9 protein-coding genes are annotated in these 19,065 nt (G+C 39.6%); 2 read left to right on the top strand and 7 right to left on the bottom strand.

Going from position 1 to position 19,065, the window contains the following annotated elements; genetic code table 11:
* Nucleotides 1-25: 25 nt before the first annotated feature.
* The 7 genes from OGI71_RS08580 to OGI71_RS08610 all read right to left on the bottom strand — a co-directional run bounded on the left by OGI71_RS08580 (nucleotide 26) and on the right by OGI71_RS08610 (nucleotide 16,450).
* Nucleotides 26-1,699, bottom strand: coding sequence for a DUF1735 domain-containing protein (locus OGI71_RS08580; RefSeq protein ID WP_282254982.1), 1,674 nt, complete (start codon nucleotides 1,697-1,699; stop codon nucleotides 26-28).
* Between the two features lie 11 nt (nucleotides 1,700-1,710).
* Nucleotides 1,711-3,528, bottom strand: a complete 1,818-nt coding sequence (locus OGI71_RS08585; RefSeq protein ID WP_282254983.1) for a RagB/SusD family nutrient uptake outer membrane protein — start codon at nucleotides 3,526-3,528, stop codon at nucleotides 1,711-1,713.
* 41 nt (nucleotides 3,529-3,569) lie between these two features.
* Nucleotides 3,570-6,719, bottom strand: coding sequence for a TonB-dependent receptor (locus OGI71_RS08590; protein WP_282254984.1), 3,150 nt, complete (start codon nucleotides 6,717-6,719; stop codon nucleotides 3,570-3,572).
* 98 nt (nucleotides 6,720-6,817) lie between these two features.
* Nucleotides 6,818-8,839 carry a glycoside hydrolase family 97 protein gene (locus OGI71_RS08595; RefSeq protein WP_282254985.1) on the bottom strand — a complete coding sequence of 674 codons (2,022 nt, stop codon included), beginning with the start codon at nucleotides 8,837-8,839 and terminating at the stop codon, nucleotides 6,818-6,820.
* Nucleotides 8,840-9,264: 425 nt separating this feature from the next.
* A complete protein-coding gene (locus tag OGI71_RS08600; RefSeq protein ID WP_282254986.1) occupies nucleotides 9,265-11,157 on the bottom strand; it encodes a RagB/SusD family nutrient uptake outer membrane protein in 1,893 nt (630 codons plus the stop codon).
* Between the two features lie 27 nt (nucleotides 11,158-11,184).
* Entirely contained in the window at nucleotides 11,185-14,499 is a 3,315-nt protein-coding gene (locus OGI71_RS08605; RefSeq protein WP_282254987.1) for a TonB-dependent receptor, read from the bottom strand.
* Nucleotides 14,500-14,857: 358 nt separating this feature from the next.
* Entirely contained in the window at nucleotides 14,858-16,450 is a 1,593-nt protein-coding gene (locus OGI71_RS08610; protein WP_282254988.1) for a discoidin domain-containing protein, read from the bottom strand.
* 991 nt (nucleotides 16,451-17,441) lie between these two features.
* Between OGI71_RS08610 and OGI71_RS08615 the strand changes: the two genes are divergently transcribed.
* Nucleotides 17,442-18,020, top strand: a complete 579-nt coding sequence (locus OGI71_RS08615) for a TetR/AcrR family transcriptional regulator (RefSeq protein ID WP_282254989.1) — start codon at nucleotides 17,442-17,444, stop codon at nucleotides 18,018-18,020.
* 89 nt (nucleotides 18,021-18,109) lie between these two features.
* On the top strand, nucleotides 18,110-18,958 hold the full coding sequence (locus OGI71_RS08620) for a nuclear transport factor 2 family protein (RefSeq protein WP_282254990.1): 849 nt from the start codon (nucleotides 18,110-18,112) through the stop codon (nucleotides 18,956-18,958).
* Nucleotides 18,959-19,065 lie beyond the last annotated feature (107 nt).

Raw genomic sequence — 19,065 nt, forward strand, 5'->3', positions numbered from 1 at the left:
AGAGGATATACATACATCAATTAGGCTAACGTTGACTTACAAAAACCTGATTCAAACAGACTACTTTACCAGTAGACTGATAATGACCTTCAAACAGGGAAATCCTGATAAAACGCTTGGTTTGCGCGCCCAGATCAAACCAATGGACAATCCCCTCGTAGTGATTGTTAAAGTCCCCTGTACTGCCTTTCAATTCGGCTTCGGTAAACGCATCCCACTTTCCGGTCGTTCCCGCGTTCGGACCAAGAGTCGTCCAACTGCTCTTATCATCGCTGACCTCGATCTTAACGACTTTAGGTGCGGGTTGAGTCCATTGTAACCGTGGCATCAGCCCTATAGAGTTGTAAGAACGGTGGCCATCGCCCATATCAAATGTTAATACAAAAGGAGTTGTTCCATCTGTTCTATTGTTAAATTCAACATATGAATTAGCATTTTCACTGGAATTAGCTGGCCATGAACCGTCATATAATCGTCCAAGCTGGCTGCTTACTACAGCCACATTACTACTATAGTCCGGGATACTCCATAAATTCCTGTTAAGCAATGTTCCATAACCGGGAGCACATTGCCTGATCTTGATCGTCTTGGTCAGTTTCGTTTCTTTGTCCAGAACGGTAACAGTGGCGACGCGTTCCCGATGGTTGACTGGATTGACCTGATTCACGTTCAAATAAATATTGCCATCTGCCTTTTTAGTCACAGCAGCCCAGGACTGATCTGATGATACTTCAACATCAACCCCCTCTGCCATAGCGATCATTTTATCATTGAGTACCTGCGAAGGAATAATAATTTCATTTTGTTGAAAATATTCACCGGTCCATTTGATATCATCGAGTGTGCCTTTGGAAATGGTTACTTTTATATAAGCTGACTCATCAACTTTCACCTTCGTATTTGTAGAAGACAGGCGAACAGGAATTACCCAACTCCCCCGGGGCATTTTAGCGACATCAAGGGTCAGAAAGTTTTCTATAAACTGCTCTCCTGATGGAATAGTTAGATCAGCCTTAAAGTTATAGAATTTTGTATCGAGCGCCTTCTCTCCTTCAGATAATAAGCTAAGATCTGTCTTGTATGACACATTTAGGTCTGTCGGTGATTTGACATCTAGCCTCGCTGTCAGATCCAGTTCGTATGTTGCCGGCGGGTTCGTCGAAAAATCAAGTGAAAATGCACCCTTTTTCTCGCTATCAATGTTCAGTACGGGCTGTTTTAAAGTGATAGCTAAAATGAGATTGGATTTTTCCACACTAACTGTCCCGCCTTCTGTCTTACTGTTTACATGTAAAGGAACATAATATGTTCCGTAGCCCAGATCCTTAACAATACCGGCAATTTTTAGTGTTAATGGTACAGAGGTCTCGTTGACACCTGCCGCTATCTCAAAATCTTTTTCCAGTGTAAAATACTTTTCACTGAGCATTTCATAATCTGTATTATGGGACTCGTTATATGTTTTGAGATATATAGCATCCAATGATAAGTTCCCATCAAATTTCCCCTGAAAGTAGCCGGCCTTATGGATCCAGATCTTGTGGATATAATCATCTTCATTCATGACTGTAATTGTCCCTGTTTGCAGATCACTCTTCGGTAAATAGATCGAATCGGGGATCATATCGTCAAACCTCGTATCCTTGCATGCCGTAAGAGATAATGTGGCCGTAAAAAATAATATAAAATACTTTTTCATTTTTGTCGCTTTTACCATTTGTAATTTTGAACCAGAGCAAAGTTCTTGTTAAGATCACTTTGCGGAATAGGATATAAGTAATAACTCGGCGTAAAAATCCGCTTCTCAAGGACAGTACGTTTGAAAAAATCAGCAGGGTAACTATTTGATCCTCGTGTTCCGGTTGCCTTAACGTTCATACCGTGAATAGCACCTCTTTCGGTCTGTTCAGCAATCAGCCATCTGCGGGTATCGTAAAAACTCATCCCCTCAAAAGCAAATTCTATCCGGCGTTCTCTCCGTAGCAATTCGATCAGCTTCTGTTTATTTCCTGCTGCCTCTGGATAAGCCTGTTCAATATTAGGTAAGCCAGCACGCTCCCTAACCATATTCCAGTATGTAAATAAATTCGTGTTGGAAAGATCGCCCATTTCAATACTTGCCTCGACATAATTCAAAAGAATTTCAGCATAACGCATGTAAGGAACCTCCCGCTTGATATTTTTAGTGGGATTAGCCTCGTATTCAGGCATAGCTAATTTTGCCATATTATACCCGGTAGAAAAGTAGTTATGGGAAGCATCAGGCCCATTGTTACCATTTTTGAACATCTCGAGATAAATTTTCTCCGAAGACTTGTTGGCAACAAACCAGGAAATACCGCCATAAAGTACCGAAACATAAAATCGGGGTTCCCGGTTGACAAACATGTTAAAAGTACTGCGCTGTACTTTTTCGATCGGATGGGTAAAATTTGTAAATCCAGTCTCACTATAGCCCGCTTGCGCGTCAATGTCCGGTGAATTACGATCTGCGTCAAGGTATCCCTTTATTGGATATCTTCCATTATTCATCGCATACAGATCCACCATTTCCTGTGTCGGATTATAACCGCCGCCCCAGCCGCCATTGCTATTCGGGGCGAGCCTTTTATCGACATATCCATCATCCTCCAGATAGGAGAAAATCATCTCTTTATTTTGCGCTGTGGTGAAAACAGCTTTGTAAGAAGCGTAAGGATCAATTGTTCCATTGGTTCCATTGACTTTAACAAGATTGTAGTATCCAAGCTTGATGACGTCTTCCGCTGCTTCACGTGCCAACTTCCATTTATTGGGATCCTTGGTTGCTGGAAACAATGCTTTTCCATCTGAGTTTTTGATTCCGGTATACATTGGGTTTCCATTGAATTGGTCACTTGCCGACTGCAACAAAATTCGGGCACGGTAGGCCAGGGCAATAGCTTGGCTCATACGGGCATAATTGTTTCCTTCTTGTACAACAGGGAGGTAACTATTATTAGCCATGGCAGAAAATTCAGACGTTACCCATTGTACACATTCGTCCCAGCTGTTGCGCGGACGCTGCATATCAACTGCGGTAAAATCAGGGAGCTCATCCCCTAAGAGAATAACTGGGCCGTACATCCGCATGAGCTGCGCATAATAATAGGCACGGAGCGTACGCACTTCCGCACGCCATTGTTCACGCATATCTGAAGCCAGCTCGCTCTCGGGGCACTTGTCCAGGTTTTGCAAAAAGTAGTTTGCTTCCCTGATTGCCTGATAAAACGTATTCCACTTGTCATAAGGCGCAGCCGAAGCAGTCCACGTACCCATATCAAACGTAGTGACATTGGTATAAACAACATCCACATCGCTTGTCGAAACGGTCGATGGCATCGCCATCGGATTATATTTTCGGATATATGAATAGACACCGAACATCGCATTTTGTGTTGACGTGTAGGTCGAAAAAATCTGTTCAGGTGAACGCAGATCCTCCGGTGTCGTATCCAGAAAGGAATTACATGACCACATCATACAAGACGCTGTCAGTAGTAAAATCATTCTTTTAATATATTTAGTTATCATCTGATTCGGTATTTGAATTATAAGCCAATATTAAGTCCGATATTAAATATTCTGGAAGGTGGATACTTTTGTCCATCTGTAGTGCCCAGTTCAGGATCAAAAAGTCGCATATCGGGCGCCCAGGTCAATAGGTTTACCCCCGAAGCATATATTCTGAGATTTTGAAGATGAACACGTTTGCTCCAGGTTTTTGGTAGGGTATAACCTACCTCAATATTCCGCAAACGGATAAACGATGCATCTCTGGTCCAGAAAGAAGATCTTTTTGTATTGTTATTATTGGCATAATCAATAAAACTCAATCTTGGATAGCGCGCATCGGGATTCGGATTATTTTCAGACCAGTGATTTTCCACTACATCTCTGTTAAAATTATTCTGATAGGCATAAGGGTTTGTAAAGGCATTTAAGCTATAACCTTCTTCTTGTGCGGTGACACTGGCAGTTCCTTGGAAAAATATGGAGAAATCAATACCTTTCCAACCAATGGAACCACCAAAACCGTAGGTTATTTCTGGAATATCGGTCATTCCGATTGGAATCTTGTCAAAATCATTGATCACGCCGTCTCCATTTATATCCTGGTATTTTATATCCCCTGGACGCAACCCACTGTGCAGCGATTCACTAAATTGAGTTGGGCTACGATCTATTTCTTCCTGTGAATTAAACAAACCCAGCGACTGATAACCGAAATATTGAAAAAGTTTTCGACCAACGGTATTTAGGTAAGGATACTTATTGATTGCGTCACCGTTTCTGAGGATCTGATTCGAAGCGTAAGTGAATGTTCCCCGACCTGTCAAATATACTTCACCCACCTTATCATTGTATTCGATAGAGGAATCAAAACCCCAGCTCTTCATTTTCCCGATATTTACCATTGGAACAGTTTGCAAACCGGCATACGCTGGAATATTGTTATTACGAACAAATATGTGATCACGAACATCATGATACCAATCTCCCTGGATCTCGATTTTGTTAAATAACCCAAGTTCAAACCCTAAATTCTTTTTTGTAGAAACCTCCCAACCGACATTTGGATTCGGAATCTCATTAGATCTCTCCCCGCTTGTCTTTGTGTAATTCCCATAGATATAATCACTTGTATTGGTTACTGTTCCCAAATAGATAAAACGAACATCGCCCCCAATTTGGTCATTACCAACTTGTCCTATGGATGAACGGACTTTCAATTTGGAGACAACGCTTTTTAACGGTTCGAAAAACTTCTCGTTGGAAATATACCAACCCACAGCAACTGACGGGAAGAAGCCAAGACGATGACCTGAAGCAAAGTTTTCGGATCCGTTATAGCCAAAATTCCCCTCTATAAAGTATCTTGTATCATAATCATAGGTCACACGGCCGGCAAGTCCCTGATTTTTGTAGGGCAATGAGTTGATCGCGCTACTTGCCGTATTGCTTTTGACACGGTGGTTATACAAGATGAGTCCACCTACGCGATGTTTACCAAAAAGATGGTCATAATTAATGGATCCTTCAAGATAAGTAGCATTGCTACCACCAGAACTGTTTTCAAACCACGGACCACCTTTACGTACTTCCGGCGAGTTGAATATTAGATTACCGTTTTCATCTCTGCCGGCAGCCATCCAGATATCATCTTGCTGGGTATATTTATTATTATGCCATGCATCTGTATCGAAGGCGAATTTGACATTCGCTTTCAATCCTTCGGTTATGGACGACAGATTCTGGTCGAGCGACATCATCGCATTCAATGTACTCTGCCAATTATTGGTATACCCGGCACGCATGACTTCATAATAAGGATTAGATGCGTCCTTACTCCCGCCCCAATAACCATTGGAATAGCGTATCGGAAATGCGTTCGGGGTAAGCGTAAATGCCTTTTCCCAAATATTTGATTCTTTGGCAGAGGATCTTCTCTGTGCAAGATACCCACCTAAAGTCAGGGCCAATACGGTTTTTGGATGAAGATTGATGTCTACGTTTGATCTAAAGTTATAACGCTTAAAGGTAGGATTACCATTATAACTATCTTTGCCAGATTCAAAAATACCATCCTCATGATAATACGCTGTTGATACAAAATACCGGGCTATATCGCCACCACCGGTCACATTTGCCGTCACACGCTGATTTTTAGTGTAAGATTTAAAAACTTCATCCAACCAATTGACGTTTGGATATAGGTCTGGATCCGAGCCATCTCTATATTTCTGTATAACCTCCGGTGTGTAATATTCAAATCCCTTAGCTTCATTGTATAGAGTAGCATATTCAACAGAATTTGCCATTTCGGGAACTTTAGTTGGCTGCAAAACACCCATTTCCGTTTTAATAGCTATCTGCGGCTTTCCTTCTTTTCCCCGTTTGGTTTTGATGATGACGACACCATTGGCACCTCTAACACCATATAGGGCGGTGGCGGTTGCATCCTTCAGCAGGGAAAAGCTCTCTATCTCTTCAGGGTCCAGAAGATCCAAAGAACGCTCTACCCCGTCGACCAAAATCAAGGGAGTTTTATTGGCACCAAAGGTCGAGATTCCACGAATCCAGAACTCTGCTGAACTTCCCGGTTTTCCACTACGCTGGATAGAGACGATACCACCTAATTGGCCAGCTAAATTGGTAGAAATAGAGGAGTTGGGAATTTTTAAGTTACTTGGTTTGATTGTACTGATAGCACCGATTACACTTTCTTTACGTTGGGTTCCAAATCCCACTACCTGAACCTCGTCCAATGCGCTTTCATTCTCGGTCAATTCAATATTGAGATTATTGGTGTTCCCTTCAACCACGATTTCCTGATCCTTAAAACCAACATATCGAACCAATAGAATAGAAGGCAGGTCTGCCGGGATATCGAGCGTAAAAGTTCCGTCTGCCTGTGTCGTCGTTCCGAGCGTTGTTTCTTTGATCCAGACACTTACCCCTGCTACCGGTTTTTTATCCGGACCGATTACCTTTCCTGTTAATTTCCGTGTTTTTTGGAACAGCTTACTACTTTGTAGCCCAATCAGATTCTTTAAATTTTCTGTTTTAGGAAAATTCTCATTGGACATTGAAGCATAAGTGCTTCCATAGCTCATTGAGGCAGAAAAAGCCATGGCAAACAATGCGCCCTTGGGGACTCTTTTGGGTAAGAAAGTCTCCCTATGATTTCTTTTCATCATAGAATTGTAAGTTAAATGGTTAATTGTGTTTATTATAGGTAGGGCAGTAAAAGAAGACCGATCCTGTAACGCTCATTCACGGTCTTTCATTACTGCCTTTAAATTTTCGTAAGTTTCATGATAAAGCCACCACCCGAGGCCAGATGTGCTTTAACAATGTTACTTTCGCTCATATTAAGTTTATTTTTTTCGCGCTTATAATCTTCAGCGACTTTATCAACGTTGATACCGTCTTTAAATAGTTCGATTTCATAGTTTCCTTTCCCCATAAAACTAAGATCAAACGTGATATCTTTCGGATTCCAGCCTGTCAAAGCTGCCACATACCAGGTATCACCTTTCCGCCGAGCAATCGCGATATGTTCGCCGACCTTGGAATCCAGCGGAACGGTTTCATCCCAGACCGTCGGAATCCCAGCAATAAATGTTGTACATTCCGGTTCCTTGATGTAATTGGAAGGTGCATCGCAGAGCATATTCAAAGGAGATTCGAAAACGACATACTCAGCTAATTGCCGGCAGCGTGTACCCTGGCTCATCGGCTGGGTATATACAGTTCGGAAATTCTCCTTACTCGCATTCCGCATAGCCCCTTGCGTATAATCTACTGGCCCTGCTACCATCCGGATAAAAGGCATAGTCACATCATAGGTCACCTGATCTACCTCAGGCTTTGCCCATTTCATTTCCTCCAGACCATGTACTCCCTCAAAATTGATTGTGTTTGGGAAGGTACGCTGAAGTCCTGTAGGTTTTGATGTTCCATGCAGGTCAATAAGCAAGCGATGTTTTGCACCTGCCTCTGCTGCCCGATAGTTAAAATATATCATCTGCTGATCGTCACGGTCCATAAAATCAATCTTAAAGCCTTTGACTCCCATTGCAGCGTAATGTTTACAAATAGCATCCATATCCTTGTCAAAAGCTTTGTATCCGGCCCAAAGCACAATACCAACATTGCGTTGTTCCGCGTAGCTGATCAGTTCCTTTAGGTTAATCTCGGGAACAACCTGAAAAAGGTCAGCCTTTCCTTCAACGGACCAACCTTCGTCCAAAATCACATATTCTATTTTATTTTTGGATGCGAAATCAATGTAATATTTATAGGTCTCGTTGTTTACGCCACTATTGAAGTCTACATCATAGACATTCCAATTGTTCCACCAATCCCAAGCGACTTTACCAGGCTTGATCCAGCTAAAGTCAGTGAACTTTGCCGGAGTCGCCAGTTTATAAACCATATCATTATCCAGAAGATCCTGATCTTTAGCGCTCACGATAGCAACACGCCAAGGGAAGTCACGCGGACCATTACTCTTTGCAATATATTTTTCACGGCTTTTGACAACTCCTTTTAGCCCTTTCACCTCTGTCGCAATTTCTTTGGGATATGCCGCAAATAAACCCGAAAGTACATTCGCTTCATTACCCTTTGTCAGATACATCCCGGGATAGTCTATGAGATCAGCCTCTGTGATACAGATTTTTTTACCATTATCTTTTTCCAAAAGAAGAGGGAGCATACCGGGTTTTCCGTCGTTCCAGTTCGCTACTTTAATGTGACTATAAGTATTCTGAAATGAGCTATAAAATGGATCCTCCACACCGCTGTTCAAACGTGCTTTTGGACTTGCAATAAAAGCGCTGGCATTAGTTCCAGCGTTAAATGCAACTTCTTCTGAAACAACGACAAATGGTTTTTTCTCTTTCGAGACAAAACGATAGGCAACACCATCATCATAAGCCCTGAAAACAACACTATAGTTATCCTTAAAGTCAAGAGTAAGCTCATTATACTCATCCTTGATTTCTCTTTTTCGATAGATCGGGGGATGTATTAGATCCTTGTGTGCTAAACGACTGGCCTTTTTTAATTTCGCATTCTGGCCCCAAATACGACCGTTACCCAGATCCAATGATATTGGTGAAGGCTCAAGCATACGCTCACCTCCACTACTCAATGCCCAAGTGAGCTTAGTACCGAGATTCACCTCTATGCTATTTGTTCCTGAAGGACTATTAAGTTCGAATTTTTCTTGTGCAAAAGACATTACAGCTGACAGGGATAAAGCTCCCAGCACCACTACTCGCGAGCCGGTCTTTTTAATTACGTTGATCATGTATAAACGGTAAAATATTTGGTTACTAACTGTAAGCAAATGTAGCAGAGCAAGCTTTTTAGAGTTAAAAAAATAGTACAAAAAAAAGGTAAAATCGTACATAAAATGGGTAAAACACATTTTTCAATGGTATTCCTATAATATTATCCAAATACGGCAACAGTCTAAAAAATCTCATACGAAAAAAGGAGCTCCCTTTATTCAGGTTGCTCCTTCCAGATCATACAAAAAGCATAATATTGTCAATCTCCTAACAGGGTATTTGAATAAATTATCTGTTCTAAGATATCTACTTAACTATTTTAAAAGATCAATTGCGTTCTTGATACTTTGCGTCTAATAACAATTGAAAAGCCCCTGTAACTATTTCTACAGGGACTTCTTTATAAAACAACAGTAAGTTAAAAAAGCACCACCTATACTTTTTACTCAACATAACCGGGGTTTTGCACTAATAATGGATTTTTTCTTATTTCATCACGAGATAAGGGAATAAAATAAAGCTGATTTTTCCAAATACGATTTTCCTTTGTATTAAACTCCTGTGGCGTATAATTGTAATCATATATGGACTCATCATGTTTATAGGTATTCGCTAACGACTTTCCTGGCTTGAACGTCGCGTCAACCTTAACAATAGTAACTTTCCGCCCTAGGGTTTCATCAGCAATAAGCCATCTTCGTGCATCAAAAAAACGTTGTTGTTCATAAGCCATTTCTATACGACGTTCATGACGATATATCTTACGCAAGGTATTTTGATCTGTCGCCGTAATCGCAGGCATCCCCGCTCTAAATCTAATCTTGTTCAACCAGGTCTTAGCAATTTCTGTCTCACCAAGTTCTATGCTGGCCTCTACATAATTAAATACTAATTCTGTATATCTAAAATAAGGCCAAGGTACATATTGTCTCGCCTGTGCATCGATAATATCAGGATCAGGATCTATAAATTTTCCAATATAATACCCTGTCCATGTGCCATTATGCGATTCCCTTGGTGCTTGCTTAGTATCAAGACCGGAAAACTTAGTTAAATTACCACCTACTAGTAGATCATAGGTTCCGGTCTGGATCTGATTTGCTGGATCTGCAGCGTTATTTCTCGGTTTCCAATCTGCCCCATCGTATAAGATAGAAGCATAAAATCGTGGGTCTCTATTTTTATAGGGTGCTGTCTTATGAACGGGATTATTCCAGTCAAATTTAGTACCGTCGCTCATTTCATAATCATCCACTAGCAGCCCCAAAGGTTGATTCCCACCCCAGCTACTATATCCATTTGGTCCATTGTCTCTCGCATGCGATGAGCTCTGTTCCGTTATAAAATAACGTGCAAAAATAACATCAGCTGCCGCTGTCACATCAATACCCGCAGCTTTGCTTCCCCCCCCCATGGCGATACTTTTATAATTTGTAATCCCCTGATTAACAGAAACAGGTTCCGTAAGGTTTAACTTATATCCTGCTCCAGCATCCATGGCTGCCTTAGCGGCAGCTTGCGCCAAACGATATCGTTCTTGCTGTGATCCAGAGGTGTAAGCTAATAATGGTAGCTTATCAGCAATATCGCCCAAATCGCTGACTTTCGTAGTCAATTTTTTACTATCGTGTAAATCACTTGCTGCATAAATGAGTGTTCTTGACTTAAGCGCCAAAATAGCAAGAGCATTCACGCGTCCCTTCTCGAGTTTTACGCCACCTAACCGTTTATAAGATTCATCACAATCTTGTATAATCTGGTTCACACAGGCTTCATAAGTAGCACGTTCCTTTTTATACACAGTAGGATCTTCGGAATACTCGTAGCTGTTGATGATCAGTGGAACACCACCGTAATATCTCAATAATTGGTGGTAACAGTAGGCACGGATAAAATAAGCCTGCGCCAATAATTTATCTTTTGCAGGTTGATCTTTGATTCCATTTTTGGTATCATCGGTCAATTTTTCTACCGCTATATTACTGAACCTGATATAAGTATACATGCGTTCCCACCACCTGGATGTACCACTCCAACCTTGATTGGCTCCATTTATCGCACCTGTATTTAACAGAAGAAATGCATCTGTATGATTCCATAATGACTCATCTGTCGCGGAAGCTTGCATCTGTTCAGTAAAGCCAGAATTTGTCGCATCAAAAGCATTGTAGATGTCACTGATGAACTTTTCTGCCAGTACTGGATCCTGCCATATTGTTTCATCGGAAAATGCATTGCGGGGTGTTATATTTAAGAAATCAGTACTGCATCCTGTAGTACACAATAGCATCACAGACAAGATATAGGAAATCTTAACTTTAATTATTCTTCTCATTTCAATAAATTTTTATTTAAAATTTCGTTAAAAACCAACCTTTAAGCCGAAGCTGATAATTTTGTTCTGCGGGTAAAAATGACCACTGCTATTATCCGACTCTGGATCCCATATTTTTATTTTGTCAAACGTTAAGAGGTTAATTCCATTTGTATACAGCCGAACTGAACTCAACCCCATTCTTCGTACCAAGTCTGTAGGGAGGTTATAGCCGAGTTCAACATTTTTTAATCTTACATAGTTTGTGCTTCGTATCCAATATGTATTATCTGTGGTTGTATAATAAGTGTCTGAACGATTCGTTAGACGAGGGTCTATATCGCTGGGGTTATCAATGCTCCAACGATTTTTGTAGTTCCATTCAAAGTAGTTTCCTATCAAACCTGATACCGTAGGTCCTATTCTCCGCATACCACCGGTAGCACCTTGTATCAGTATATTGAGATCAAAACCTTTATATTGGCCACCTAGGACAAATCCGCCCGTAAAAGTTGGTGTACTATTTTTATCCAACCTCACCCTGTCGTCACTGGTAATTTTACCGTCACCGTTGTAATCAACATATTTCATATCACCTGGCAACAATTTTCCATTTTTTAATCCTAAAGGACTGTAATCGACTTTAGTCGCGTCAATTGAAGCTTGATCTTTGAAAATGCCGTCATATAAATAAACTAGATATGAATCAGTTACTTTTCCTATCTGCTGCTGATAAGGTAAGGTATTGGCGACGTCACTAGAATATTGCACATTGTTTTTCGCATAACCGCCGTTAATGCCTATATTATAAGATAGTTCACCTACCCTATCGTTATAGCTTAATTTGAACTCATATCCCTTATTAATGAGATTTCCCAAATTGGCTATTGGTAAATTATTTGAAATACCAGAGCTAATCGGAACAACGCCAGGATTTTTTGTAAGCACATTGGTACGTTTATTATAGAAGAAGTCTAACTCCAACGCTACTTTGCGATTCAAAAAAGATGCATCCAACCCGATATTGCTGTTGTTCGCTACTTCCCAGGTAAAATTTGAATTCGGTATCGTGCTTTCCCAAATTGTCTGGTAGAGCTTATCACCAAACACACCTTGTCCTGTATTCATTAGGGATAAATATTTATACTCTTGCAGGGATCCTCCATAGTAGGCCTCTGCTCCCATTTGGCCCCAAGATGCACGTAACTTTAAATCATTAACGAATCTAACATTGTTTTTAAAGAAACTTTCCTCAGATACACGCCAACCGGCAGATACTCCGGGAAAGAAGCCAAATCGCTTATTGGGCGGAAAAATATAAGATCCGTCCACCCGCCAGTTAAATTCTAGAAGATATTTTTGTTGATAATCATAATTTACCCTTCCATAATAACTTAATCGCGCTCGGTCATAGGTATTTTCATTGCCCAATGTCTGGCGCTCACGATCCCCAAAATTTAGCTGCTCGATTAATGTAGAAGGAAAATCCATGCGGCTAGCGTAAAATCCATTATTGGTTACCGTCTCCCGGGTTAATCCAATCAAAGATGAAACATTGTGTGCTCCCGTAAACGTCTTCTGATAAAAAAGCATAGAAGATAAATTTATACTGAGCTGGTCTTCGGCAGCCTCCCGTAACTGAGCTTTGGGTTCAATGCCTTTGGGCACATAACCAGTAAGTACAGGAGTGACACCGTCCGCTTCAAAACTCACCTTATCCCAATTATATAGAGTCCATGGTGTTTCCCATCGTTTCGACCGTCCCCAATACTTGTCAATTGAAGCTGTTCCTGTTAACTTTAAACCTTCTATACCTGGTATCTGAATGTCAATAGCACCTGTATTTTGCAGATAGTCACGGGTGTTTCTGTCATATCCAGTTGCATCAGTGGTAATAACAACCGGATTGGAGCCATTTTCCTTGTCAGGTCCAGGAAGTCCGTTCGGCCAAACGGCAATTTGAGTCGGAAGACTCGTAGCAAGGAAATTAAAAATTGTCCCTGCGCTTCGTGTTGGGAAATTACGCGCTTCCTCCCGGCCAGTTATGCCCAGCCTTGTCGTAACGTACTTACCTATTTTAAACTCTAGATTAGCACGTAGATCATATTGCTTATAGAATGTTGCTGAATTCTTATAAATTGCATCTTGGTTTAAATAACCTAACGAAATTAGATATTTCGAATTTTCAGTACCACCATTAATCTGTAGATTGTGTCTTTGCTGCGGTGACCAGTTCTTGATTGTGGATGCAAACCAATCGGTATTTGGATAACGTAAAGGGTCTGATCCATCGCTATATTTTTGTCTTTCTTCGGGAGAATACACAGGCTTAATTTTTCCGGAAGGTAAGGTATAACTTCCATCCCCTGAATTAAAAGCCTTCCAAACATCGCTCCATATCGCTGGATCTTGTGGATAGACTCCAGTTACTTCGTTAATAATCGAGGTATATTGTTCGGAAGTCGCCATTTTAGGGGTACGGGTAGGCCGCTGTATCCCATAGGTAAAATCGTAAGATATTTTTGGTTTCCCCAGGATTCCCTGCTTGGTGGTCACTAAAATCACACCATTACCTGCACGAGAACCGTAAATAGCCGCTGACGCATCTTTTAAAACAGATACACTTTCGACATCATTGGGATTTATACGATCGAGTCCCCCTGCTCTTTGAGGCACTCCATCAATCACTATCAATGGGCTCGTATTCCCACCTGACAGGGAATTGATTCCTCGGATACGAATGGTTGAACCGTCGCCCCCAGGCTCCCCACTGCTTTGCATTGCGGTTACTCCGGGTAACCTACCGGCAAATGAATTAGAAAGATTAACTGACGGAGATTTAGCAAGGTCTTCGCCTTTTACCGAAGCAATAGCGCCAGATACAACGGCTTTTTTCTGCGATCCATAACCAACGACAACCACCTCATCCAATGTATTTTCATCTTCTTGGAGCTCCACTGATATGTTGTTGGACGAAGATTGAACAACTACTTCTTTGTCCTTATAACCGACAAAGCGGAAAACTAGAGTCGCAGAATTCCCACTAGGTAAATTTATGCTAAAATTTCCCTCTTTATCCGATGTGGTTCCTATAGTCGATCCCTTTATAATGACACTTACTCCTCGTAGGGGCAGGCCGTTTAACCCAACAACTTTTCCTCGCAACTCTCTTGTCTGAAGCCGAACCTGGTTAAGCGAAGCCTTCGTTGAACGCTGCTGGCCTTCTGATTTCATCACCTTTACATCAAATATAGAAGCATATACACTTTCGGCACTTAATGATGCGGAGAAAGCCAAAACAAAAAATGCGTTCTTGGAGATTCTTTTTGGATTAAGCTTTATCTCTTGGATTCTTTTCACCATAATATAGTAGTTTAAATGGTTATTTTGTTATCGTTTATTTAGCATGTCACAATGCTACCGCCACAATCTTTATAAGCTGAAGGTGTAGTAACACCATGGACTCCCAAAGTAAACTTCAGGTTCCTTAGGACTAGGATCTAACTTATAAAATTTGGATACGGTAGATTTTTGGTTATTTCACTACCAGCAAATGTAGCTGAAGAGGTCAGCGATTAATGAAAAAATAATACAAAAAAAAGGTAAAATCGTACAAAAATGAGTTCCTAAAGAACATCGGAGGAATTAAGGACAGAAAAAATAAAAAACACCTCAAGATTAACATCTTTGAGGTGTTCCAAATATTTTAAAAGGGTCCGTTCTAGTAAACGCTTATTTCTGAAAGAGAAGCATTCGTTCCACCCGAGTCATGATTGGATGTAATGATAACTTTAAAATATTGGGCTACCTTAGCTGAAGGAAAATTGATCGACTGTCCTCCGTTATAATTCAACAACTGAAATTGTCCAATATTTTCCCAATCTACATTATTTGTACTTGTCAATATTTGGATATCTTTCAACCGACGTCCATAATCTCGCTGTACAAAATTAATTCCATGGATAGTCTTTGAAGCCTTCATATCGATAATCATATAATGTGGGAAAGGTGCAGCAGGTGATGCCCATTTGGAATGCCAAAATGTTTCAGCGTTACTGTCGAAAAGCTTATAGCCACTATTTGCCGATTCTTCTGAGCTAAATGTAGCTGTCCAGGTAGATCTACTATATACGTCGTTTCTTATGCCGAAATCAATAACGGGTAAACTATTGATATACTTATATGGAAATGAAAGTACGGAGCGGGAGCCGTTCTGATGATTTACAACAACCGAAAGCACATAATTCTCGATATTTTTTTCTTTTATCTCGCTGATTGGCATGCTGATATTAAAGCTATCCACATCAACTGGTGAGGTGACCCATCCTGGAGCTGTATATCCGCCCGTGTTATTGCTTGGTATATGATTGAATGAAATTTCATTGATCGGATTATTACATTTTAATCTTCCCGAAACAACGATATTGCCGTTCTCATATTTGGCATAGATTCTCTTGGTTATCAAACCAGGATCTCCATAAAATGTGCCTGTTGTTGCGCTGAATAGTTGTCCTTTAATAAAGGAAGCAGCGCTGGAATGTGTAATGAACGTCGGCTTAGTTCCATAAGTATAATTTCCGCCCCCCATTAGCGAAGTTCCCATCAAAGGATCATTCTTTTCCGAAACCTTTTCGCCCGAATGCCCTGCATTTAAAGTATGTCCCAATTCGTGTAACAATCCACCAATCCATTTCATCGCCTCAAAGCCAACAGTTCCCGGCTGCCCAAGGTTATTAGCGTCCATCCCTGGATAGTCCAATGCAAAACAGTATGCATTCCATGAACTGGTGGCTCCGCTTCCATGAAAAGGCATCTTTACAAAATTCTGTACCCGGTCAGGATCTGTTTCATTTGTCGCTGTCACTACTAATATATGCTTGCTCGTCATATCCGTTGGATGATTCTGAAAATATTGGTCGACCTCCGCCTTAATCAAATTATCATTGTAATCCCAGCCATTGCCCTGTGCAGCCTGACCACGGATGGTAATAATTTTGACCAATTGTTTGCTATCATCTTTTAACAGTCCGAAAGTTTTTTGTCCATATCCCCAATGGTTCATCCAGTTCTTATAAAAAGCCTGACCATCAATCAAAATCTTACTAAGCCTTTGTTCATAGTTTGCGTTAGGTGTAATATCGGAGGGTACAAAATATACAACATTCAAATTGTATGGATGATCAGAACTGTATACCGTGTCAATCACCGGCGGAGGATCTGTCTCATCGACTTCCGTCATATTGATGGTTTTACAGGATATCGCAAATAAAAATAATGCGACAATTGCCATTGAAATTTTAATTTGTTTTCTCATATTTATCATTTTTGGTTATAATTTTCTAGAGTGAGAACCAAATTCCAACATAAATATCAGCTCGTAATTTTTGGGGTTTCTAGCAAGTAAGTCTAATCCAATTCCACAAGTTCGAGATTAAATAGCATTCATTTAATATCTCCTTGATTTTCAGAAAGACATGTGTTAGATTTTAATTGGTTCAACGGACTATAAAAGCTCTTAGCACATAATTATAACAAAAGTATAACGCCACTGCTTCTTTCATTAGCAATCCTGTACATATAAATAGTAAAATCGTACAGAAAAGATCCAATACGTAAGAAAATCAAAAAAACACGGGGGTATTGATGAGAGAATTATTTTATGAAAATATTTTTATTTCATATTTATCCATTGATAACGTATTTTTTCATGATGAACAATTTGAGTTCAGAAAAAAGATTCCAGATATATTCATAAATCTTATTCTTTAAATTAAAAGGTCATTTATTAATTGGATGGTATTGTAAATTTCTATAGAAACGTTCGATTGGTATTTCCCTAGAATCTACATATCTCATAAAAAACTGCTTATGCATATGAAATATCTATTAATGGTATTCACATACTACATTGTTGTATTTGCCAGCTGAAACAAACGAAATAATGCGGAGGCATTTTGGAAAAAGCGCTCAGATATGCTGATAGTAGGTAATCTTCACACCTTTTAATAGGTAAATAAAATTTATAGATTTCTTTTTTTATTTAATTTCATTTATATAAATACATTCATAGATCTGCCGTTTTCCATTTGGTTATTATCATAGAGCTTTTGCACTTTTCACATTATAGTTTTCAACCAGCTTCTTTAACAGGTCTTAAACATAAAAATACCATATATAACCATCATACATCCGACTGCCTAGGACCGACCTAGTGAACTTCTTTAGAATTATCTGTAAACAATCTATAGAATAAATCTATATTGAAACGATTGGTTCAATATAGATTTATTCTATATCTTTGCCTTATGCCAAGAAATAAAGAGTTTGATTACTTCGAAAAATTGGAAATAGTGCGTAACCTATTTTGGGAAAAAGGTTATCATGCAACTTCCATGAATGATATTGTAGATGCTTTAGAGCTTAACAGAAGCAGTATTTATAATACCTATGGAAATAAACATACCCTTTTCCTGAAATGTTTGGAGAATTACGCCAAAATGAAAACAGCACAATATAAGAAGGCTACTTCGTATGACGGGTCATCGTTTGAAATACTTGGCCATACCGTCCACGATGTTATGCATCAGACAATTCAGGACAAAAAAGCCTGCCTTATTATCCGTACTATCTTTGAGCTGGGAGACAGCGATCCACTTGTGAACCATCTGATTACCACTAATGCAAAGGTGCTTGAAGAAATATTCAGAACGCTTATAGAAAAATCTATAGTAGAAAATGATATTAAGCATAATATCCTACCCGAAGTGGCAGCCAGATGCATTCTTTCTTCTTTTAGTGGATTTTATAGGCATTATATCGTTTCTGGAAAAAAAGCAGAAGTAGAACAGATGATCGATTTTATGTTAAGCTCAATGCGGGCATAAAATTTTTTTGTTCTATTTTGAAACGATCGTTTCAAAATAGAACAAAACAGAATTCAAATAAAATTATACTCATTAAAATAACAATAGCGATGTCAGAAAATAGACAAAAACAGGTCGTACAGGCCTATTTCAAAAAGGTAGATTCACGAGAATTTGATGCGGGATATTATAATCTATTTACGGAAGATGTAGAACTATACTTTCCAAAATTTGGCTTTGGTTATGGTAAAGAAGGCCTCAGAAAATTCGGTGTAAAGATGTCAGGCTTTTTAGAATCCCTCCGCCACGATATTGAAAATTTCACCTATATTCAATCCGAAAATTTAATTGTAGTTGAAGGAAGTGAAAATGGAACTTTATTGGATGGTCGATCATGGCCTGATAACCAAAATTCATTCGGAAAATTTTGTAACGTCTTTGAATTCAACGGAGATTTGATCAAAAGGATTCATATATATGCAGATCCAGATGTAGCATCAGAAGATAAGTTGGGGATAGCCAGATTAAGCGGCAACAACATGGATATTAACGTAAAATCAATTGAAGAGGTCACAAAAGAAGTCGTAAATACTTTCTACCATTTACTTCGCAGTGGTAACACGGAAAAAATTGCGGACCTTTTCGCAGACGAGGTGGACTGGGATTTACCTGGTAATAAGGAGAAATTTGAATGGATAGGAAAAAGAAAAAACAAAAAGGAGATTTCAGAATTCTTTCAGCAATTGAAACGAAATATAAGATCGGAAGAATTTAATATTGACTTTATTGCTTTAGAAGGAGAAAATGCAGTTGGGGTGGGTAGTCTATCTTCAACTATCCTTGGGTATAATAAAGTATTCAGTTCAGAAATCACGAATATTTTTAAAGTACGCAATGGTAAAATTATAAAATATCATTTTATGGAGGATAGCTATAAATTGGATAGGGAGATGAACTGATCCAAAAAACATAATAAAACATACTTTTGTAAATTAGACCAACAGAATAAAGCCTGCTCAATAGCAGGCTTTATTCTGTTGGTCTAATATCGTTTGTTTATATTTAA

Origin of the sequence: Sphingobacterium sp. ML3W (assembly GCF_029542085.1) — a bacterium.
Taxonomy (GTDB): domain Bacteria; phylum Bacteroidota; class Bacteroidia; order Sphingobacteriales; family Sphingobacteriaceae; genus Sphingobacterium.